Genomic DNA, 22,432 nt, shown 5'->3' with positions numbered 1-22,432 from the left:
TGTGATTCAAACGTTTGCACAAACGTGGCGGTTAGGATAAAATTTCATATAGAGAAAAACAGAGTTGAATAAATACTTGAAATTGTGCCGTATATTTAGTTAAGGGTAAAGGAGGCGGTATGCCTTGTCAGTACAGAAGGAAATGAAGGAACCGATTGATTACGGGGACCCGGCGGCTACCGGCGGAATCTCTGTCTTCGACCGGAGTTTCGATGAGCTGTTCAGCTATGAAGGAGAGGATCTTGGCCTAACCTATTCGGCGTCCGGCTCAGCGTTCTGTCTGTGGGCCCCGACGGCCCAGGAAGCGGAGCTGGTGCTCTATCCATCCTGGAAGGATGCTGCGCAGCGGCAGATTCCCATGGTGCGTGACGTCCGGGGAACCTGGAGACTCAGCGTTCCGGGTGATCTGGACGGAATGTTCTACACCTATAAGGTGCGCATCGGTGATCTATGGAATGAAGCGGTGGACCCGTACGCCCGCGCGGTCGGCGTGAACGGGGACAGAGGGGCTATCCTGGATCTGCGCAAGACCGATCCCGCGCGCTGGACGCAGGATAAGCCGCCGCTTGCGGACCCGGTGGATGCGGTGATCTATGAGCTTCACTTGCGCGATTTATCCGTCCATCCTGCCAGCGGGATTGCGCATACAGGGCAATACCTGGGTCTTGCTGAAGCCGGAACCCGGGGTCCTGAGGGCATTGCCACCGGTCTTGATCATATAGCCAGTCTGGGTGTTACCCATGTGCAGCTGCTGCCTATTTATGATTATGCGACAGAGAGCGTGGATGAGACCCTTCTTACGGAGCCTCACTATAATTGGGGATATGATCCCAAGAACTATAATGCTCCTGAAGGCTCTTATGCGTCAGATCCGTATGTTCCGGGCCTGCGCATCCGGGAGCTGAAGACGATGATTCAGGCACTTCATGACCGCGGCCTGCGTGTCATTATGGATGTGGTCTACAATCATGTCTATGACGGCTTCCGGGTGAACTTCACCAAGCTGGTTCCCGGTTATTATTTGCGCTACACCGCAGATGGCCGGTTATCCAACGGCTCCGGCTGCGGGAACGACACTGCTTCTGAGCGCAAGATGATGTCCCGTTTCATCGTGGAGTCCGTGCTGTACTGGGCTAAGGAGTACCATATTGACGGCTTCCGCTTCGATCTGATGGGACTGCATGATACAGGGACCATGAATGAGATCCGCCGCCGTCTGGATGAGCTGGACCCCTCGATTATGACCATTGGCGAAGGCTGGGTGATGGATACGGAGCTGGCAGAAGAGCAGCGGGCCAACCAGTGTCAAGCCAATGAGATGCCGGGCATCGGACACTTTAATGACGGCTTCCGCGATGCGGTGAAAGGAAATATATTTCTCCATGACCAAAAGGGCTTCATCAGCGGCGGGTTCGGCTTCGAGCGCAATGTGAAGGCGGGCATTGCCGGAGCGATTTACTATGGGCCCGGTCTCGGGCAATACGCCCAGGAGCCGCAGCAGAGTGTGAACTTCGTGGAGTGCCATGACAATCATACACTGTGGGATAAGCTGGTCTTGTCTACGGCAGGAGCGGAAGACGGGCAGCGCCTCACCATGCATCATCTTGCCTCAGCCATCGTGCTGACCAGTCAGGGGATTCCATTCATCCATGCCGGGCAGGAGTTCCTGCGGACCAAGGATGGTGTGGAGAACAGCTATAAATCACCAGTGGAAGTGAACTGGCTGGACTGGGAACGCTGCGCGGAGCATGCTGAATCCGTAGCGTACATGAAGCAGCTAATCGCGCTGCGCGCGGCTCATCCCGCCTTCCGGCTGCGTACCGCAGAGGAGATCCGTGACCATCTGGTGTTCGAAGACGCACCGGCGCAGGCGGTGGCCTTCACGCTCCGCGATCATGCCGGAGGAGATTCTGCGGAGCATCTGTACGTTCTGTACAATGCCAACCCGGAGGGTGCAGCCCTGAAGCTGCCCGAACTGGGCACATGGGACATCGTATTCGGCGAGGAGCAGATCAGCGGGCTGGAGGGCGGTATTTTAACCGCTGCAGGAATTGGAATGATTGTACTTGCTGTGAATTGACTGATAGCTATCGCGATTATAGGTATCGCAGAAGCAGTCTGCCTGGGCAGTCTGCTTTTTGCTGTTTGTCTGTGCAATGCTATATTAAGGTAAATACAGTCGAACTTATAAGGACGTGAAGCACATGACCAATTATATTAAACAAATCCGCACCTTAATCGGAACTCATCCCCTCATTATGGCAGGAGCTTGTGTGATTTTGTTGGACCCCCATGGGCGATTATTATTGCAACAGAGAACAGATAACGGCATGTGGGGATTGCCAGGAGGTTCCATGGAGCCGGGGGAAGAGATGATAGAGGTTGCGAAGCGGGAGCTTTTCGAGGAGGTAGGATTAGAGGCGTTGGGCTTAGAGCTACTGGATTTATTTTCTGGGCCGGAATTGTATTACCGGTATCCCAATGGAGACGAAGTACATAACGTTGTTGCAGCATATCTGTGCAAGGGTTACAGGGGAACCCTTAGAGGAGACGGGGATGAGGTGCAGGATATTCAGTTTTTTGAGCTGGATCAACTGCCAAGTCACATAAGCCCTCCAGACCGGCCCATCATATCAAGGTTTCTAAGAGATCAGGTGTAGTATCCTGAAGCAAGCAAGGTGATTCCGAAAAACGGGACAGTAAACTCCAGGAATAAGATTCAGTTTAAGCGTCCTTTGGAGGAAACTCTCCAAGGGGCGCTTTTATGTCAAGGGTTTATCCGAGCCTGCTTTAGCACGGAATCCGCCCATAACCCCGCTTTTAAAAATAAAAAGTATTTCCGTGTAAAACACTACTTCATCTGTCGTAGTAATTGTGCTACAATGAACCTAATTACTACGACAGATGAAGTAAAGGAGGCAGGCAATTGATCAGCAGTGATGTGATCAGGGGATATAACGATACGATGATCCTCTACATGCTTCTGGACGGGGAGTCTTATGGCTATGAGATTTCCAAGAACATACGGAAGTTGTCGGAAGAGAAATACATTATGAAGGAAACCACTCTCTATTCGGCATTCACCCGGCTGGAGAAGAACGGTTATATTGATTCTTTTTATCTGGATGAGACGTTTGGCAAAAGACGCACCTACTACCGCATCACTCCGCAGGGTCTTGCCTACTACCGGGCCAAATGCGAGGAATGGCAGATCACGCAGGAAGTTATCAACAAATTCATAAAGGAGCTGTGAGGAACTTGGATACCATCATTGTATACTTGAACAATATGTTCGCATCTCTGCCCAGAACGGAACAGATGGCGATGCTGAAGCAGGAGCTGCTTGGCAACATGGAGGAGAAATACTATGAACTGAAGCATGAAGGGAAGTCGGAGAACGAAGCGGTGGGCATTGTCATTTCTGAATTCGGCAACATTGATGAGCTGGTCAGCGAGCTGGGGCTTGGAGAGGTTCGTAAGGAGGAAGAACTGGGGCTGCCCATGCTGGATGAGCTTGCTGTAGAGGGATTTATCGCTGCCAAAAAAAGATCAGGCCTGCTCGTAGGCTGGGGTGTAGGGCTGATTATGCTGGGCGCTGCTCTGCTAATCCTGATCTCAGGTCTGGGGGAGAACGGGTTCATGGACTCTGTATTCTCTGAGGATGCGATGAGCATGATCGGGCTGGTCTCCCTGTTACTGCTCCTCGTTCCTGCTATCGCCTTATTTATCTACAGTGGCACGAAAATGGAGAAATACAAATATTTGGAGTCCGGGTTCAATCTGCCGTATCCTCTGGAGGCATATATTGAGCAGAGACAGTCGGCTTTTGCCGCCACCTATACGTTGTCGCTCATCATGGGGGTCTGTTTATGCGTATTGTCGCCGATTGCCATCTTTGTATCTTCTGTGTTTGGAGATGAATACAGCTCGTTCGGGGTAGCCGTTCTGTTGATCATGGTGGCTGTAGCGGTGTTCCTCTTCGTGTATTACGGAAATATCCGGGGGGCTTATCAGAAACTGCTGAAGACCGGTGATTTCAGTGAAGCGAAGAAGGAGGAGGACCGGTTTGTCGGTGCGGTTGCCGCTGTGATCTGGCCGTTGGTTACTTGTGTTTTTCTGGTGAGCGGTATTGTGTTTGACCAGTGGGAGATCAACTGGATCGTCTTCCCGTTAACGGGCATTCTGTTTGGGGTGTTCAGCTCGGTCTACAATATGTTCAAGAAAAAAGATGCTGCCTGACCCTGCTGTCCACGATTTGCCACATAACGTTAACACAAAAGGTGACATTGCTCATGTTCTCTCCCTGCGGATAGGTGGTAATATGAAGGCATTTATTCCCCTTATGATAACCGTGCAAGAGCCTGTACCGGGGTGATTTGAAGCCCCGTTACAGCCTCTTGCTTCGCTGCTTTACAGTGACAGAATAACGGACGGTGACAGAAGAGTGTGTTTCTTTTTGGAGCCGGGTGTGGGCATGAATGCCGTCTATTACCTTTCGGCGGCCAATCAGAGAGACTCGGAGGATGACAGGGATGGGTAAAACAACCGGATTTATAGAATATCAGCGGCGCACGCCTGCTGAATGCGAGCCGCTGGAGCGGATTAAGAACTGGAATGAATTCTCGGTTCCGATGGAGGAAGAACAGCTGCGTGAGCAGGGTGCCCGCTGTATGGATTGCGGAACACCGTTCTGCCATGTCGGGCGTATGTTGTCAGGGATGGCCAGCGGCTGTCCGCTGCATAATCTGATTCCAGAGTGGAATGACATGGTCTACCGCGGCAACTGGCAGGTTGCGCTGAAGCGCCTGCATAAGACGAATAACTTCCCGGAATTTACAGGACGCGTCTGCCCAGCGCCTTGTGAAGGCTCTTGCACAGTAGGGAAGAACGGTGATTCGGTAACGATTAAATCGATCGAAAAAGCGATTCTAGATAGAGGATTCGCGGAAGGCTGGATTGTTCCTGAGCCGCCGCTTACCCGGACAGGCAAGAAGGTTGCCGTCGTCGGCTCCGGCCCTGCCGGGCTGGCCTGCGCTGCCCAACTGAATAAGGCGGGACACAGTGTAACGGTGTATGAGCGGGCTGACCGGATCGGCGGACTGCTGACCTACGGTATTCCGAACATGAAGCTGGATAAGAAGAAGGTGCAGCGCCGGGTGGATCTGCTGGCAGCGGAAGGCGTTACCTTCGTCACCCGGACTGAGATCGGCCGGGATATTACAGCCGCACAGCTCCAGGAGGAGAATGATGCGGTGGTTCTCTGCGGCGGTTCTACGAAGGCGCGCGACCTGCCGCTGGAGGGCCGGGAGCTGCGCGGCATCCATCAGGCAATGGAATTCCTGACGCTGAATACGAAGAGTCTGCTGGATTCCGGGCTGGAGGATGGAGAATACCTGTCGGCGGCAGGCAAGGATGTGGTCGTCATCGGCGGCGGAGACACGGGAACAGACTGTGTAGCGACCTCCATCCGCCACGGCTGCCGCAGCGTGATTCAGCTGGAGATTATGCCGCAGTCGCCATTGACCCGCCAGCCGGGCAATCCTTGGCCGGAATGGCCGAAGGTGCTGAAGGTGGACTACGGACAGCAGGAGGCAGCTTCTCTATATGAAGAAGATCCGCGCCGCTATCTGGTGAATACTAAGCGTTTTGTGGGCGATGTGGATGGCCATGTACAGGAGCTGCACACGGTGCGCATTGAATGGAAGCGCACGGAAGACGGGCGGATGGCGCCGGTCGAAGTACCAGGCAGCGAAGAGGTGATCCCGGCGCAGCTCGTGCTGTTGGCGCTGGGCTTCACCGGGCCGGAAGAAACGGTGCTGGGACAGCTTGGCATAGAATGCGATGAGCGTTCCAACGTTAAGGCAGAGTTCGGCGCGCAGGCAACGAATGTGGAGGGAGTCTTCACCGCCGGTGATATGCGGCGCGGCCAGAGTCTTGTGGTGTGGGCGATTAACGAGGGCCGCCAGGCTGCCCGCGAGGTAGACCGCTTCCTGATGGGCTCGTCCAATCTGCCTTGAGGCTGCTGATAAGTGAGTTTGAGTGTGGTGCTCCATTGTGAGACGCTCAGTCAAGCGATGTCCGTCAAGGAACGCCTGATAAGGTGTGTTCTGCCAAGTATGTCCCCCAAGAGACGCCCTTCCCGGGCGTCTTGCTTTGCGTTCCCCGCCTCAGCTGCTCGTTTATAGTTAGGATGCAGGTGGGGGGGAGCGTTCGCGGCTAATGTTGCACATAATGCAATTTCGAACCGGCAATAGGCGGGGTTCAGGCGGAATTGTTGCACAGAATGCAGGATTCAGCCTGTAATTTCGCCCGGAGGAGAAGGAATGCTGCTTTTCATGCAACATTTTTGTATTGGGCCTGTGGCTGTAAATAGGATGTTGCATTTTTGGCAGGATTTTGGCTGAGAGTTTCAACTAGTTTGGCAAAAAAGCGTTATAGTAGAAGTTAGTGACAGGTATATTCACAGAAAGGAAGCATCCACATGAAACTAATGTTCATTTCCGATATTCACGGATCACTGTACTGGCTGGAGGAGGTGCTGGCTAAAGCGGAGGAGGAGCAGCCGCACACGCTGGTTATACTGGGCGACTTTCTGTATCACGGGCCGAGGAATCCGCTGCCGGAGGGGTATAATCCGCAGGGGGTCGCCGACAGGCTGAATGCATACTGCCAATCTGGTAAATCGCTGGCGGCGGTAAGAGGTAATTGTGATGCTGAGGTGGATCAGATGCTGCTGCACTTCCCGATGATGGGCGACTATGTACTGATTCTGCATGAAGGCCGCAAAATCTACGCCACCCACGGGCATGGCTTCAGCATCGACCGCTTACCGGCGCTCTCCCCGCAGGATGTGTTTATTCAGGGGCATACGCATCTGCCGGTGGCAGAGGTGAGGGGCGGCATTAATGTGCTCAATCCCGGATCGATTGCGCTGCCGAAGGAGAACAACCCGAACTCTTACGGTGTCCTGGAGAATGGGGAATTTCTCATTAAAGACTTCAGCGGCAATATCCTCAAGCAAATCAGGCTGTAACAGATCTAACAGATTGAAAAAGCCAGTTCGGCTCTGCGATCCCTCTGGATATTTCCAGAGGGATTATTGCTGCGCAGCAATTGAGCCCACCGGCATATTCATGTATGATGGGTGAGGAGCTTTGCGGGCAGACAGTACAGCCCGGCTTCAAATATGAACAGCAGAGGTAACTAAATGATGCATCCACGTGATTTACACTATACAATGCCGGCCGAATGGGCCAAGCATGAACGGACCTTCATTTCCTGGCCGGTGAAGGACTCGATGGTACACCCTGATAATTATGAAGCGGTTAGCGGGGGCTATGCCGAGATTATCCGCGCGATTGCCGAATTCGAGCCGGTGACGGTGGTTGTTAACCCGGACGAGCTGGAGGCCGTTGAGCAATTGGCGCTTGGTGCTAATGTAACGCTGCTTCCGATCAAGCATAATGATGCCTGGCTGCGCGACAACGGTCCGACCTTCGTCGCTGGTCCGGACGGCAAGCTGGCCGGGGTCAACTGGAAGTTCAATGCCTGGGGCGGCAAATATTCGCCGTGGGATCTCGATGATGCGGTGGCACCGCAGATTCTTGAGCATCAGGGAATCACCAGATTCAATGCCCCGCTGGTGATGGAGGGCGGCTCCATTCATACGGATGGCGAGGGCACCCTGCTGACCACAGAGGAATGCCTGCTGAATACGAACCGTAATCCTGAGCTTAGCCGCGAAGAGATTGCTGATTATGTCAAGCAGTATACCGGGACCGAGTCCATCATCTGGCTGAAGCGCGGCCTCAGCGGGGATGAGACGGACGGGCATGTCGATAACATCGCTTGCTTCGCGGCACCGGGCAAGGTGATTATCCAGGTCTGCGAGGACCCGCAGGATGAGAACTATGCGATTACGCAGGAGAATCTGCGCATTCTGGAGCAGACGGTTGATGCCAAAGGCCGTAAGCTGGAGATTGTCCGCATTCAGCAGCCGCCCCGTGTAGATTTCGAGGGCAGCCGCCTGACGCTGAGCTATCTGAATTTCTATTTCGTGAACGGCGGAATCATCCTGCCGGTCTTCGGCGGTACAGCGGCTGAGACGGACAAGCTGGCTGAAGAGACGCTGGCCGGGCTGTTCCCAGACCGCCGCATCCGTACCGTTAACGGAATGGCCGTGATCGGCGAAGGCGGCAACGTGCACTGCACCACCCAGCAGATGCCTGCGGTGAATGGAGCTTAACGAAAAGCGAAAAGAAGCGGAGGGGAAATTTGGAACTGTAGGAGCGTTAGCGACCGCCTTTGTCACCGGATTTCAACCGCGGAGAGCGGATTAAATCAAGAAATCTGGGGACAACAGCGGCCGGAAGTCCAAATGTTCACCGCAGCGACGACCAAGCTTTGAGTTTTAAGTGTTATAAGTTCATATAAGGAGGAACAACCATGAGACAAGTAAAAGTAGCCGCGACGCAAATGAGCTGTTCCGGCGACATTGATGAGAATATCCGCAAGGCGGAGGCCCTGGTTAGAGAGGCTGCCGCACAAGGAGCGCAGATTATTCTGCTGCAGGAGCTGTTCGAGACGCCGTATTTCTGCCAGAAGGAGAAGTCGGATTACTATGCCTATGCTACAGAGCTTGAGCAGAACAAGGCGGTGAACCACTTCAAGGCGATCGCCAAGGAGCTTGCGGTGGTGCTGCCGATCAGCTTTTATGAGAAGAAGAACTATGCGCGTTACAACTCGCTGGCGGTAATTGATGCGGACGGAACCGTGATGGGCAAATACCGCAAGAGCCATATTCCTGACGGTCCAGGCTATGAAGAGAAATTCTACTTCAACCCGGGCGATACCGGCTTCAAGGTGTGGAATACCCGCTATGCCAAAATCGGAGTCGGCGTATGCTGGGACCAATGGTACCCGGAAGCTGCCCGGGTGATGAGCCTGATGGGTGCGGAGATTCTGTTCTACCCTACAGCCATCGGCTCGGAGCCGCAGGATGGGTCGATTGATTCCAAGGATCACTGGCAGACCTGCATGCTGGGTCATGCTGCCGCTAACCTGATTCCTGTCGTGGCCTCCAACCGGATCGGGAAGGAGACTGACGAGGATTCCAGCATTGATTTCTACGGCTCGTCATTCATCGCCGGTCCGCAGGGCAACAAGATTGTCGAAGCCGGACGGAATGAGCAGACCGTGCTGGTCAGCGAATTCGATCTGGATGCCCTTGAGGTAGGCCGGATTGAATGGGGGATCTTCCGTGACCGCCGTCCGGAGCTGTACCGGATGATTGCTTCCTATGACGGCGATTTAACCTTCTAAATTATGCGCTAATATATAGATTGACCATTCAGTAAGCAGCCAGAATGCTGCCGGAGCTCTCTCCGGGACATTTTGGCTGCTTTTTTGCATGAGATGTTACAGTATATCGATAATAGTGTCATATTATATTACACTAGTGGATAAAGTTAATTGTCATCATTGCTTTAATCTGATAAAATCTCCTTAAGTTATTTTACAAATAAGTAGGGGGATTGGAGAATGGGAATCCGGAAAACATGGGCGATGTCAGGTATGGTGGCACTCCTGGTCTTGGCAATAGCGGGTTGTGGCTCTGGTAATAATGCAGAAGGCGGCAGTTCGGACGGGAAGAGCCTCAAAATCGCTACCGATGCCAGCTATGCACCAATGGAGTATATGGATACCGATACAATCAAGGGCTTTGACATTGATTTCATCAAGGCGGTAATGGAGGAGGCCGGCGTCGATTACACGGTCACCAACACAGGCTGGGATACCATGCTGACCAGTGTGAAGCAGGGCACTGAATATCAGGCGGGTGTATCCTCGGTATCGATAACAGATGAACGCAAGGAAACCTATGACTACTCCATCCCTTATTTCGAATCTACGAACATGATCATGGTGAAGGAAGGCAGCGAGATCAAATCCGCCCTGGATCTGAAGGGGAAAAAGGTAGCGGTTCAGGCAGCTACGACAGCGGATGAGCTGATGAGCGGCATTATGGGCGTCGACAACGGCAACCTGAAGCGGTTCGACAGCAATGCGGTAGCGCTGATGGAGCTGAACGGCGGCGGCGCGGATGCGGTGGTCGCGGATATCGCCATCGTGAACGAATACATCAAGAACAATCCGAAGGAGAAGCTGACCGGCATTATCGACAAGGAGAATTTCGGCTCCGAGTACTACGGCATTCTGTATCCTAAGGGCAGTGAATGGAAGGAGAAGCTGGACCCGGCGATCAAGAAGGTCATCGAGAACGGCAAATATGCGGAGATCTACAAGGAATGGTTCGGCGAAGAGCCGGATACGGCGGCGCTTATGAACGCGAAGTAGCCTGAGAACCGGCAACAACCAAGCATGCGTAATGATTGCTATTGCGCGTGCTTCTTTTTTTGAGTAAGGCACATGCAGAAGAGAAGGGAAGAATTCTATGGATTTCAGATTCGACATCATCGTTCATTATTTACCGGTTTTGCTAAAAGGGACCTTGTTCACCATCGGCGTATCGCTGGTCTCCATCCTGTGCGGCTCCCTGCTGGGGCTGGTTATCGGCTTCGGTAAAATGGCGCCCAAGTGGTATTTCTGCTGGCCGTTCCATGCCTATATCAACATCTTCCGCGGTACGCCGCTCTATGTGCAGATTCTGATCGTCCACTTCGGGCTGATCCCGTTGTTCTATGGCAAAACCTACGCGCTGATGAGCGCATTCGTGGCGCTGTCACTCAATTCTGCTGCCTATTCTGCGGAGATCTTCCGCGCGGGTATACAGTCCATCGACCCCGGGCAGCGGGAAGCGGCCTTATCCCTCGGGATGACCCGGCGGCAGGCGATGCGCTTCATTATTCTGCCCCAGGCCATCAAACGGATGGTTCCCGCCTTCGGGAATGAATTCATCGTGCTGGTGAAGGACTCCTCGCTGCTGGCGCTGATTGCCGCCCCTGAGATTATGTACTGGAGCAATACCATGAAAGGCCAATATCTGCGGATCTGGGAGCCTTATCTGACCGCTGCACTGATCTATTTCATCCTTACTTATTCGCTCAGCAAGCTGCTTAATTATATCGAACGGAAGGTGTAACCCTATGGAACCGGTTATTTCAGTCAAGCATCTGCATAAATCATTCGGTGCCCATCAGGTACTGACGGATATCAGCGTCGACATTCACAGCCGTGAGGTTGTGGTGGTCATCGGGCCTTCTGGCTCGGGCAAATCGACCTTTCTGCGCTGCCTTAATCTGCTGGAGCAGCCGCAAGCGGGCGATATTATCACTCTAGGCACTTCCTTGATGGCCAAAAGCACAAGGATTAACGATATCCGTACCGAGGTGGGGATGGTCTTTCAGCAGTTCAATCTGTTTCCGCACCGTAAAGTGATTGAGAACATTATGCTGGCCCCGATGAAGGTGCGGAAATGGACGGCGGAGCAAGCGAGGCAGAAGGCGGTAGAGCTGCTGCAGAAGGTGGGCCTCAGCGAGAAGGCGGAGATGTATCCGGCCTCGCTCTCCGGCGGTCAGGCCCAGCGGGTGGCGATTGCCCGGGCGCTGGCAATGGAGCCGAAGATCATGCTGTTCGACGAGCCGACGTCGGCTCTGGACCCCGAGATGGTGGGCGAGGTGCTGGCGGTCATGAAGGAGCTGGCCCGTGAGGGGATGACCATGGTTGTGGTGACTCATGAGATGGGCTTCGCCCGCGAAGTGGGAGATCGGGTGCTTTTTATGGAGCAAGGGTCCATAGTCGAGCAGGGTACGCCCGAGCAGCTGTTCGGCAGCCCGTCGCATGAGCGCACACGGGAGTTTCTGTCCAAGGTACTGTGAGAACCGCCCAAAGTAGAATATTGTTATTTAATCGGTTATATTAGAAGAGTAAGAAATAGGCAATAAGTCCATGAATGAATAGCTGCCCAGGGTGGCGGGGAGGAGGCTCGGGGATATCTTTTTTTATAATTCCATAATGATAGAAGGAGAATACGATGAGCACATTCAAAAATTGGCTGAATACCACCAAAAACGGACTGACGGATCAAGTGAAGAAATTTAAAAATAAAGACTTTATGAACGCGGTAGTAGCAGGCTGCGCGCTGGTGGCTGCGGCTGACGGCAAGATTGAGGAATCCGAGAAGAATAAGATGGCAGGATATATGAATCTCAGCAATGAACTCAAGGTATTTGACATGAGAGATGTCATCACCCAGTTCAATTACTATGTAAGCAACTTCGAGTTCTCGCCGGAGATCGGCAAGCAGGAAGCGCTTAAGGCCATCGGGAAGTTTAACGGCAAACCGGAGGTTGGACGCTTAATCGTAGGCGTATGCTCGGCGATTGGTGCAGCGGACGGCGACTTCGATGAGCATGAGAAAGCGGTTGTGCGGAATATCTGCAATGTACTGGGACTCAGCCCAAGTGAATTCAGCCTGTAAGTACAGGCTGGATTTTATTTGCTAATGACTGAAACTTTAGGCGATTCACCGCCGTATCACTGATGTAACACCCGCAAGGCATACTTCTATCTGGAAACGGAGGTACTTCAAGTTGGCTGGAATTAATCTGGTAAAAGGTCAGAAGATCGATTTAACCAAAGGCAATGCCGGGCTGTCTAACGTAATTGTAGGGCTGGGCTGGGACCCTGCCGAACCTTCGAGAGGCTTCTTCGGAATCAAGAAACAGGCGAATATCGACTGCGATGCTTCAGCGCTGCTGCTGAATGAGAACGGCAAGCTAACGAACAAGCTGAACCTCGTCTGCTTTCACAACAAACAGAATGCGAATAACTCTGTAGTCCACTCGGGAGATAATCTGACGGGTGAGGGAGACGGGGACGACGAACAGATCATGGTGAATCTGAAGCAGATTCCTGCGGATGTCCATAAGGTCCTTGTAGTGGTTAATATCTATGATGCGGTGAACCGCAAGCAGGATTTCGGCATGATCAAATCTGCGTATATCCGCATTATTAATGCGGCAGGCAATGCAGAATTGGTTAAGTTTAATCTGACAGACAATTATACAGGCTTCACGGCACTGATCTGCGGCGAGCTGTACCGTCATGGCGATGAGTGGAAATTTGCAGCCATCGGTGAAGCAGCCCACGCCGCGCATATCAATCAGCTGGCAGAACGCTACATCTAAATCTAAATCCAATTTAAGAAAAGAGGGCTCTATTCATGGCTATTAACTTATCCAAGGGACAAAAAATCGATTTAACCAAAACGAATCCAGGCTTGTCCAAAATCACAGTCGGCCTCGGATGGGATACGAATAAATATGATGGCGGCAAAGACTTCGACCTTGATGTGTCTGTGTTCCTGACCGATGCCAGCGGTAAAGTGGGCAAGGAGTCCAACTTCATCTTCTTCAACAACAAGCAGAACGAGAACGCCTCCGTTGTTCACACCGGCGACAACCGTACAGGTGAAGGTGACGGGGATGATGAGCAGGTTCAGGTAGACCTGCAGAATATCCCGGCTGATGTGGACAAAATTGCGTTCACGATAACCATCTATGATGCAGAAGGCAGAAGCCAGAACTTCGGACAAGTCTCCCGTTCTTATGTGCGTATCGTCAACGATGCGAACAGTGAAGAGCTGATCCGCTTTGACCTGGGTGAAGATTTCTCCGTTGAAACAGGCGTAGTTGTCGGTGAATTGTACCGTAACGGTGCAGAATGGAAATTCAATGCGATTGGCAGCGGCTACAAGGACGGTCTGGCTGGCCTGACACGTGATTACGGCCTGCAATAAGCCCGGCGGCTCCGGGAAATAAATCTGTAATGAAAGAGGGTTTTCGAAAGTGACGATCAGTCTTTCCAAAGGACAGCGGATTGATCTTACCAAGACCAATCCGGGTCTGACGAAGGTAATTGTAGGTCTGGGCTGGGATACAAACAAGTACAGCGGCGGACAGGATTTCGACCTCGATGCTTCAGCATTCCTGCTGCATGAGGACGGCAAAGCCAAAAGCGAAAATGACTTTGTATTCTATAACAATCCAAGCGGCGGTACAGGCTCTGTAACCCACACAGGCGATAATCGTACTGGTGAAGGCGATGGCGACGATGAGCAGATTATCGTAGACTTCAGCTTGGTGCCTGCGAATATTCAGCGGATCGGGATCACGGTTACGATCTATGATTATGAGGCCCGGGCGCAGAACTTCGGACAAGTCTCCAACGCTTTTGTCCGCGTTGTAGATGCATCCAGCGACCGTGAGGTTCTGCGGTTCGATCTGGGCGAGGATTTCTCCACCGAGACGGCTGTAGTCTTCTGTGAATTCTACCGCCAGGGGGCGGATTGGAAATTCCAGGCGATCGGCAGCGGCTTCGCCGGCGGACTAAGCGCATTATGCAAGAACTACGGGCTGGACGCGCAATAAGAGCTTCAAAGGCGGGATCATCATCGATCCTGCCCTTTTTATACACAAAATCTGATAAGTTGCACTCTTATCCATGTATAAAGGTGGCGTAAGAATGAGTACAGAAGTAGTCAAAGGACAGAAAGCAGATCTGACCAAAGGGAACCCGGGACTCCGCAGCATTACGGTTGAGATCGGGTGGAAAGCTCCGTCTTCCATGGATATTGATGCTTCCGCATTCCTGCTTGGAGCTGGCGGTAAAGTGGGCAGTGACGACGATCTGATCTTTTACAATAACCCGTCTACTCCCTTTATCACCTATAAAGATGTACCGGGTACAGCTTCGGGCGGACTGAAGCGGTTCGAGGTCTCGCTGGAGCGGATTCCGGCAAACATAGTGAAGATTGCCTTCACGCTTACTCTGTATGACGGAGAAAAACGCAAGCAGATGTTCGGACAAATGAGTGAAGCGGAGTGCCGGATCGTGAATCAGGCGACAGGTGCGCAGCTTCTGCGGTGTAACCTCGGAAATCAGTTCTCTGTGGAAACGGCTGTTGTAGTTGGAGAATTATATAGACATGGCGAAGGATGGAAATACAGTGCGATTGTTGCGGGCTTCTCGGGCGGGCTTAAGGCACTATGCGGGAACTATGGCATAGAAGTAGAGGACGAGCCTGCTCCGGCAGCGAAGCCGCCGGAACAGACGCCGCCGGCACGCCCGCCGCTTCAGGTGCCGCCGCCCCGTGCGGAGTCATCCAGACCGAATATTGTGATTCCGCCACCGCCTGTACCTGCACCGGCACCGCCTAAGCAGGAGGCAGCTCCCGCACCGGCGCTGAATCTCAATCTGAAGAAGATTGAGCTGAAGAAGAAGGGCGATTCGATTAACCTGAAGAAATCGGCCTCCGGACTGGGTGAGCTGCTGATTAATTTGAACTGGAACCAGAAGCAGGGCGGAGGACTGTTCAGCCGTAACAAGGGCGGGGTGGACCTGGATCTTGCATGTCTGTATGAGCTGAAGAACGGCAGCAAAGGCGTGGTACAGGCACTGGGCAATGCGTTCGGCAACCTCCAGCAGCCGCCTTACATCATGCTTGATGGAGATGACCGGACCGGCTCCGTAACATCCGGCGAGAATCTGCGTATAAACGGAAGTAAGGTAGCCCAGATCGAACGGATTCTGGTGTTTGCCTTTATTTACAAAGGAGTTACCAATTGGTCTGAGGCGGATGGAGTGGTTACCCTGAAGCAGGATGGAGGACCGGATATTATCGTGAATCTGGACGAGCATAACAACCGTAAAGGCATGTGCGCCATCGCGCTGATCCGGAATGTGGAGGGCGAGACCTTCAGTATTGAACGGCTCGTGCAATATTTCAGCGGTCACAGAGAGATGGATGAGGCTTATGGCTGGGGGCTTCGCTGGGTAGCGGGAAGCAAATAATTTGATATTACCGGAGGCGCAAGTGGAATGGACTGGTTCAGTGATTTTTTTAGGAGTATCGGTGAGAATTACGGGCATTTCTTCTCATGGAGTGATATTGCAGGGACGCTATCCGACCCTGTCAGCTGGGGGATTATCGGAAGTCTGATTCTGCTGGAGGGTCTGTTGTCCGCTGATAACGCGCTTGTACTGGCGGTCATGGTTAAGCACCTGCCGAAGGAGCAGCAGCGTAAGGCTTTGTTCTACGGGATACTAGGTGCTTATTTATTCAGATTCCTGGCGATTGGTCTGGGGACCTATCTCGTCAAATTTACGCTGGTTAAGGTGCTTGGGGCTTTGTATCTCTTCTATATTGCCTACAAAGGGTTGTTCAAGGGCAGCGGTGAAGATGGCGAGGTTAAGAATAAAGGCGCCTCTTTCTGGAAGACGGTCCTCCTGGTTGAATTAATGGATATTGCCTTCAGTATTGACAGCGTGGTAGCAGCATTCGGTCTTAGTTCTGAAGTCTGGGTACTCTTCCTTGGCGGTATTCTCGGCGTACTGATGATGCGCGGTGTAGCTCAGGTGTTCCTCAAGCTGATCGCAAGATATCCTGAACTGGAACAAACGGCATTCCTGCTTATTGCACTGATTGCCGGTAAAATGCTTGCCGGAGCCTTCGGCTATGAATTGCCGCATGTCATTTTCTTCGGTATTCTAATTGCGGTGTTTGCAGGTACTATCGTGTATAGCGCAAGCAAACGCAAGAAGGCTGAGAACCACAAGGCCTGATTGATCTGCATGCTTCATCTCTTTATCCTTTATAGCAGTGCAGGAAGGCGCGGGGTTCACGGGAAGGGTGGACTCCGGCACGCCTTTCGGGTAATCGTAATAGGTTTATAGCATGGCCTTTGCTTGGGTTCAAATAAAGCCGGATACCGTCCCCGAGAGGACGGCATAGCTGGTTCTGCTCGCAGCCAAAGGCCATTTGTATTGTGCTGGCACAACATTAAGGGGGAAGGGCCTTGAGATATTTCGATTACCTCACACAAGAACAGGAAGCCTCATTATTCCATGTTCCGCCGGTTTCATTTGATCATACTACCCGCAAGGATTTACTGGCTTATGCCGTCGGAGCAGCCCTTTATATGCCGGCCACCCGTGCCAGTGTTGCCGAAGATATTATTAAGCTGAGAGCCTCGGGGCTTATTACGGTAATCATAGATTTGGAGGATGCCATCGGGGACGGTGAAGTGGATTATGCCGAAGAGTCCATCGTCAGGCATCTGGCGTTTCTATCCGCTTATGCGGAGAATGAGCCAGACCAGCGCGGCAGTCTTCCGCTGCTGTTCATCCGCGTACGTAACCCTGCACAGCTGAGAGACCTGATTTTCCGGCTGGGATCATTAATTACCATGCTGACCGGCTTCGTCTTCCCCAAATTCTCCGTAGAGAACGGTACGGATTATTTCGAGGCTATTGCCGATTACAATGACACACGCAGCTATTCCGCACCGGTGCTGTACGGGATGCCGATTCTGGAGAATGCGCCGATTATCTACAGGGAGAGCCGGATGGATACTCTGCTTGGGGTCCGGGATCTGCTCGGGCAATACCGCGGGTATGTGCTGAATGTCCGGATCGGAGCAACGGATTTCTCCAGCCTGTTCGGACTGCGGCGCAGCCCGGATATCAGCATCTATGATCTGACACCGATCCGCGACTGCATGTCGGATATTATTAACGTATTTGGCCGTGTGGAGGAAGGATACGTGATCTCGGGTCCTGTTTGGGAGTATTTTGCCAGCAAGGGGCACCGGGTCCTCCGCCCGCAGCTGCGGGAGACGCCCTTCGAGGATACCTACGGCAAGCATGGACGCGAGATGCGCAACAGCTTCATCTCAAGCTCCATGGACGGGCTGATCCGGGAAGTGATTCTGGACAAGGAGAACGGCATTGTGGGCAAAACCATTATCCACCCCTCCCACCTCAGACCCGTGCAGGCCATGTATACCGTAATGCATGAAGAGTATGTGGACGCCTTAAGTATTGTAGACAGCAACGATGGCAGCCGCGGCGTGTTCAAGAGTGAATACTATAACAAAATGAATGAAATCAAGCCTCATTTGAACTGGGCCAGACGAATTTTATTACGATCTCAAATATACGGGGTGTTACATGAACAACAGCATTTTGTCGGATTACTACCCGAGAACGAATACACACACGTTTAATATCGTCGAGAATCTGCAGGTTACGGTAACAGAAACCTCGAATCCTTTTCATATGCCTGTGGAGTCTTTGTTCTCCATGGCTGCACGAATCAATAAGAAGCGCTCCTTCCTGTTCGTCAGCAAAGTCCTTGGCAAGCATATTCCCGTAGGACCGTATACCCCGCTGCTCAGCGGAGCGGCACTCGCCTTGCTTCTGTATCTGGAGATGGGCGCGGATACTGCTGACCGGGAGGTTATTGACCCGCTGATGAACCAGGCCGTTCATGGTCTGATCCATCCTGAGGTTGCGGAAGAAGCTTGCCATGCGCTGCTTGCTGCGCGTCTGGTTCTGCCGCAGCCGGTCCTGTTCATCGGATTCGCCGAAACCGCTACCGCCTTGGGCCATAGCATGTATAATGCGTTCGCCGGCGGGGCGTCTTATATTCATACCACACGAGAGCTGATTCCTGAGCTGGAATCGGTGGTCACCTTTGAAGAGGAGCATTCCCACGCCGTAGATCATCTCTGCTATGCCCTGAATGCTGAGCTGTTATCGGGAACAGAGCCGATTGTGCTGGTGGATGACGAGATTACGACAGGTAATACGGCGATTAATACAATCCGGGACATCCAGTCCAAATTCCCGCGCAGGGACTATGTAGTGGCCTCTCTCTTGGACTGGCGGAGTGAAGCTAATATTCAGGCTTACCGCGATCTGGAGCAGGAGCTGGGGATACGGATAACCGCTCTATCCCTGCTTCAGGGAAGCATCAAGGTTGAGGGAATCCCGCTGTTGCAGCCTGCAGCCGATAATGGAACCGCTGCTTCCACGGACGCAGAGCTTGTAACCACTTATGTATTCGACGGTTTAGAGCGGCTTCCGGTAACCTCAGCGGATGGGCAGGGCGTGATCAATCCAGCGCCATATCTGAAGCACAGCGGCCGCTTCGGCCTGGAGTCTGCGGATAATGCGCAGATAGATGCAGGGGTAAGCCGCGTGGCCGGGCAGCTCCGGGGACTGCGTGAAGGTGCCCGTACGCTGGTGATGGGCGTAGGCGAGTTCATGTATCTGCCGATGCGGATCGCCGCAGAGATGGGAGAGGGCGTGTTGTATCAGTCCTCGACCCGCAGTCCGATCCATCCCGAGCGGCGTGCGGATTACGGCGTGCACAGCGCCGCTGCCTATCCGTCCGCAGGCGATACGGAGATCACGAATTTCATCTATAATGTGGACCCCGGCCAGTATGACGATATCTTCGTCCTGCTGGAGCGCGGGGTGCCCCGGCAGCGGATTGCGCCGATGACGGATATTTTACAGAGGCTGGCGGGCAATAAGGTACATCTTGTTGTGCTAAGCCCAGAACCAGATACGGGAGGCTCAGGGCTATGAAGGGAATAGATATCGAAGCCATTCACAATAGAATAATATCTCCTCCGGTGCCACTGGGCAGCTATCCTGCTTCCGACGTTACCTTCCTGCTCAAGGATCTGAGCAATGTATCCCTGGAGCGGGGAACGGCCGAGCGGGAGGAAGCGATCCAGTCCGGCGTGCATTATTCGGAGATGCTTCCGGTGGAATACCAGCCGACGGAGCAGTATATCGAATTGTTTCATGAGACGCTGCAGCAGACTGCGGGGAAGGTGGCGCTGGCTGTAGCTGTGGTGTCCGAGATGATTGTTGCCCGGCGGGGAACGGCGAATACCGTACTGGTCTCGCTGGCGAGAGCGGGCACTCCGATCGGGGTACTGATCAAACGTTATATTCTTGAGAAATATGGAGCGGACCTTCCGCATTACAGCATCTCCATTATCCGTGGTAAGGGGATTGATGAGAATGCGGTGCTCTATATGCTGCAGCAGCATGGAGGGGATGCCGGGCTGCAATTCATCGATGGCTGGACCGGCAAGGGGGCCATCCGGCAGGTGCTGATAGAGGCCTGCGAGAGTATGCATAAGAAGTATGGCATTACGCTAAATGATGATCTGGCGGTACTTGCAGATCCCGGTCACTGCTCGGGAACCTACGGCACCCGGGAGGATTATCTGATTCCAAGCGCCTGCCTGAACTCTACGGTATCCGGGTTGATGAGCCGTACGGTACTCCGGGATGATCTGATCGGGCCTGAGGAATTCCACGGGGCCAAATTCTACAAGGAATGGCTGGACAGTGATCTGTCCAACGTATTCGTTGAAGCAATTACTCCGTATTTCGCGGAAGTAGCGGCAGAGGCACTGGCACAGGCTGCGGAGATGCTGGAGCATCCGCCGGAGATTACCTGGCAGGGGCTGGCCGATATCCGCAGTATCCAGGATACCTTCGGCATAGATAATATCAATCTGGTGAAGCCCGGAGTGGGGGAGACGACGCGTGTGCTGCTGCGCAGAGTGCCCTGGAGAATCCTTGTCGACAGGCTGGACAATCCCAACCTGCGGCATATTCTGCTGCTGGCTGAGGACCGGGGCGTGCCGGTAGAGGTCTATCCCGGACTGACCTACTCCTGCTGCGGAATCATCAAGCCGCTGAAAGGGGAGAGTGAATGATCTACGCCAGCGATCTGGACCGCACACTGATCTACTCTCTTAGCGCGATAGGCGTTCCTGAGGATACCCCCGGTCTGGTTCCTGCAGAGGTTGTTGACGGCAGGACGGTATCGTATATCTCACAGCAGGCTCTGGCTACACTGAAAGAGCTGGCAGCGAAGATTGTCTTCATGCCGGTGACTACACGTACGATTGCCCAGTACCGGCGGATTAACCTGTTCCAGGAGACGGTCATTCCGGATTATGCCATTACCAGCAATGGCGGCAATATTCTTGTGAACGGGGTAGTGGACAACGATTGGCGGACGGCTGTCGGCAGAGCGGTGGAACGCGGCTCCGCTGCGGCGGAAGAAGCTGAACGCATCGTACGCGCTGTTGTGCGGGAAGAATGGATCATTAGCCGGAGGTATTGCGATGAGCTGTTCTATACGTTCGTGGTTCACCGGGATTCGCTGCCGCTGGAGGAGATTGCCCGGATGGCGCAGCGGCTGGGTGAGCTTGGCTGGAGAGTATCCCTGCAGGGGCGCAAGCTCTATATCGTGCCGGAGGCGGTGAACAAAAGCGATGCCATTCTCCATGTCCGCCGTACCGTGCATTCAGAGCCGATGGTCGCCTCCGGCGACTCTCTTCTGGACAAGAGCCTGCTAGCCGCCGCCGACTATGCCATAGCTCCTTGCCACGGAGAAATATTTGCCGAGCAGCAGGCGGGTTTAGTACACTTAGAGTATCCGTTTACTGAGCGGCAGGGGGTATTCGCCGCGGATGAGATTATGCAGTATGTTCACAGGATTTATACACATTTGACAGCATTGGGAGTTGGACCGCCACCATGAAAAAGGTAAATATATATTTCAACCGCTGGTTCTCTGTTGCCTATCACTACATGAATCTCATCCGGGGCAATGAAGACGGCGTTCCGGTGCAGATCTTCGCCACCCACCCGGATATCCACCACATGTCGCTGCAAGGCGCGGATGTGGCCGGAACCGAGCCGGCGCTCGAAGGCATTGAATATGTGCAGTTCTGTGTGGACTTCTGCCGCCGGAACGAGATAGATATCTTCATCCCCCGGCTGCATATGCTTGATATCGCGCTGCACGCTTCGCTGTTCGATGAGATCGGGACGAAGGTGCTGGTCTGCCGTGATCTGGATCTGCTGGAGATGATCATGGACAAAGGCAAGTTCTATGAGAGTGTGAAGACCACCGGGATTATGACGATTCCTGATTATCATGTGGTTAGTAATGCGCAGCAGTTCAGGGAAGCTTATGAAGACCTCGCAGCCAAAGGACACAAGGTCTGCTTCAAGCCTACCGAGACGGAAGGCGGACTCGGATTCCGGATCATAGATAATGACCGCAGTCCCGTGGAGGAGCTGTTCGGCCATGTGACTCCGCTGATCTCCTTCGAGGAGGCTTACCGCATCCTTGATGAAGCCGGGAGCTTCCCTAACCTGATGGTGATGGAGCTGCTGGAGGGCTATGAATATAGTATTGATTGCCTGTCGGATGAGAAGGGCAGGCTGCTGGCTGCAGTGCCCCGCCGGAAGGCAGGCGGCCGCCTGCGGTTGATGGAGTATATCCCGGAGCTTGCGGAGGTGGCCCGCAGGGTGGCTGAGACGTACCGGATTCCGTTCAATTTCAATATCCAGATGAAATACAGCGGCGGCGTCCCCAAGCTCCTGGAGATTAATCCGCGGATGTCCGGCGGCCTGCATATCTCCTGTCTGTCCGGAATCAATTTCCCTTATCTGGCTGTCAAAAGCGCGCTCGGCGGCGAGGTTCTGCCTGCATCGTTCGAGCATAACGTCCTGGCCAGCCATGTCGAGCAGCCGCTGATTATGAGAATAAACGGAGAATCCGTCATTACGGATTCCGTGAATTGAG

At 53.2% G+C, this 22,432-nt stretch carries 22 protein-coding genes; all 22 read left to right on the top strand.

Annotated features, from left to right (window positions below):
- Positions 1-124 precede the first annotated feature (124 nt).
- Entirely contained in the window at positions 125-2,080 is a 1,956-nt protein-coding gene (pulA, locus tag MKX63_RS02570; RefSeq protein ID WP_341015063.1) for a type I pullulanase, read from the top strand.
- Between the two features lie 124 nt (positions 2,081-2,204).
- The gene (locus tag MKX63_RS02565; protein WP_341015062.1) at positions 2,205-2,660 is read left to right on the top strand and encodes an NUDIX hydrolase; all 456 of its coding nucleotides are present in this window, start codon (positions 2,205-2,207) and stop codon (positions 2,658-2,660) included.
- Between the two features lie 266 nt (positions 2,661-2,926).
- A complete protein-coding gene (locus MKX63_RS02560; RefSeq protein ID WP_036723569.1) occupies positions 2,927-3,253 on the top strand; it encodes a PadR family transcriptional regulator in 327 nt (108 codons plus the stop codon).
- 5 nt (positions 3,254-3,258) lie between these two features.
- Positions 3,259-4,239, top strand: coding sequence for a permease prefix domain 1-containing protein (locus MKX63_RS02555; protein ID WP_341015061.1), 981 nt, complete (start codon positions 3,259-3,261; stop codon positions 4,237-4,239).
- A gap of 293 nt (positions 4,240-4,532) precedes the next feature.
- Positions 4,533-6,017 (top strand): glutamate synthase subunit beta, encoded by a 1,485-nt coding sequence (locus MKX63_RS02550; RefSeq protein WP_341015059.1) that lies wholly within the window; start codon positions 4,533-4,535, stop codon positions 6,015-6,017.
- A 464-nt stretch (positions 6,018-6,481) separates the two neighbouring features.
- Complete coding sequence (gene yfcE, locus MKX63_RS02545) at positions 6,482-7,033, top strand: phosphodiesterase (protein ID WP_341015058.1); 552 nt, start codon at positions 6,482-6,484, stop codon at positions 7,031-7,033.
- Between the two features lie 177 nt (positions 7,034-7,210).
- Complete coding sequence (locus tag MKX63_RS02540) at positions 7,211-8,245, top strand: agmatine deiminase family protein (protein WP_341018497.1); 1,035 nt, start codon at positions 7,211-7,213, stop codon at positions 8,243-8,245.
- Positions 8,246-8,445: 200 nt separating this feature from the next.
- A complete protein-coding gene (gene aguB, locus MKX63_RS02535) occupies positions 8,446-9,321 on the top strand; it encodes an N-carbamoylputrescine amidase (protein ID WP_341015056.1) in 876 nt (291 codons plus the stop codon).
- Positions 9,322-9,540: 219 nt separating this feature from the next.
- A complete protein-coding gene (locus tag MKX63_RS02530; protein ID WP_341015055.1) occupies positions 9,541-10,356 on the top strand; it encodes a basic amino acid ABC transporter substrate-binding protein in 816 nt (271 codons plus the stop codon).
- Positions 10,357-10,453: 97 nt separating this feature from the next.
- On the top strand, positions 10,454-11,101 hold the full coding sequence (locus MKX63_RS02525) for an amino acid ABC transporter permease (RefSeq protein ID WP_341015054.1): 648 nt from the start codon (positions 10,454-10,456) through the stop codon (positions 11,099-11,101).
- Positions 11,102-11,105: 4 nt separating this feature from the next.
- Positions 11,106-11,837, top strand: a complete 732-nt coding sequence (locus MKX63_RS02520; protein ID WP_341015053.1) for an amino acid ABC transporter ATP-binding protein — start codon at positions 11,106-11,108, stop codon at positions 11,835-11,837.
- Between the two features lie 155 nt (positions 11,838-11,992).
- The gene (locus MKX63_RS02515) at positions 11,993-12,439 is read left to right on the top strand and encodes a tellurite resistance TerB family protein (protein WP_341015052.1); all 447 of its coding nucleotides are present in this window, start codon (positions 11,993-11,995) and stop codon (positions 12,437-12,439) included.
- A 112-nt stretch (positions 12,440-12,551) separates the two neighbouring features.
- Positions 12,552-13,148: a TerD family protein gene (locus MKX63_RS02510; RefSeq protein ID WP_341015050.1), complete on the top strand. Its 597-nt coding sequence runs from the start codon at positions 12,552-12,554 to the stop codon at positions 13,146-13,148.
- 35 nt (positions 13,149-13,183) lie between these two features.
- Complete coding sequence (locus tag MKX63_RS02505) at positions 13,184-13,759, top strand: TerD family protein (RefSeq protein ID WP_341015048.1); 576 nt, start codon at positions 13,184-13,186, stop codon at positions 13,757-13,759.
- Between the two features lie 49 nt (positions 13,760-13,808).
- A complete protein-coding gene (locus MKX63_RS02500) occupies positions 13,809-14,390 on the top strand; it encodes a TerD family protein (protein WP_341015046.1) in 582 nt (193 codons plus the stop codon).
- A gap of 94 nt (positions 14,391-14,484) precedes the next feature.
- On the top strand, positions 14,485-15,813 hold the full coding sequence (locus tag MKX63_RS02495; RefSeq protein ID WP_341015044.1) for a TerD family protein: 1,329 nt from the start codon (positions 14,485-14,487) through the stop codon (positions 15,811-15,813).
- A gap of 27 nt (positions 15,814-15,840) precedes the next feature.
- Positions 15,841-16,584, top strand: coding sequence for a TerC family protein (locus tag MKX63_RS02490; protein WP_341015042.1), 744 nt, complete (start codon positions 15,841-15,843; stop codon positions 16,582-16,584).
- Between the two features lie 233 nt (positions 16,585-16,817).
- Positions 16,818-18,026 (top strand): HpcH/HpaI aldolase/citrate lyase family protein, encoded by a 1,209-nt coding sequence (locus MKX63_RS02485; RefSeq protein ID WP_341015041.1) that lies wholly within the window; start codon positions 16,818-16,820, stop codon positions 18,024-18,026.
- Between the two features lie 76 nt (positions 18,027-18,102).
- Positions 18,103-19,395: a phosphoribosyltransferase family protein gene (locus MKX63_RS02480; RefSeq protein WP_341018496.1), complete on the top strand. Its 1,293-nt coding sequence runs from the start codon at positions 18,103-18,105 to the stop codon at positions 19,393-19,395.
- A complete protein-coding gene (locus MKX63_RS02475) occupies positions 19,392-20,546 on the top strand; it encodes a cysteine protease StiP family protein (RefSeq protein ID WP_341015039.1) in 1,155 nt (384 codons plus the stop codon). The genes MKX63_RS02480 and MKX63_RS02475 overlap by 4 nt, the downstream gene beginning before the upstream one ends.
- Complete coding sequence (locus tag MKX63_RS02470; RefSeq protein ID WP_341015038.1) at positions 20,543-21,379, top strand: HAD family hydrolase; 837 nt, start codon at positions 20,543-20,545, stop codon at positions 21,377-21,379. The genes MKX63_RS02475 and MKX63_RS02470 overlap by 4 nt, the downstream gene beginning before the upstream one ends.
- On the top strand, positions 21,376-22,431 hold the full coding sequence (locus MKX63_RS02465) for an ATP-grasp domain-containing protein (RefSeq protein WP_341015037.1): 1,056 nt from the start codon (positions 21,376-21,378) through the stop codon (positions 22,429-22,431). The genes MKX63_RS02470 and MKX63_RS02465 overlap by 4 nt, the downstream gene beginning before the upstream one ends.
- Position 22,432: the final 1 nt, after the last annotated feature.

This window comes from Paenibacillus sp. FSL R7-0179 (genome assembly GCF_038002265.1).
In the GTDB taxonomy this organism is placed as follows: domain Bacteria; phylum Bacillota; class Bacilli; order Paenibacillales; family Paenibacillaceae; genus Paenibacillus_AQ.
Note: the sequence above shows the minus strand (reverse complement) of the source record. Positions and strands in the feature narration are given on the sequence as shown.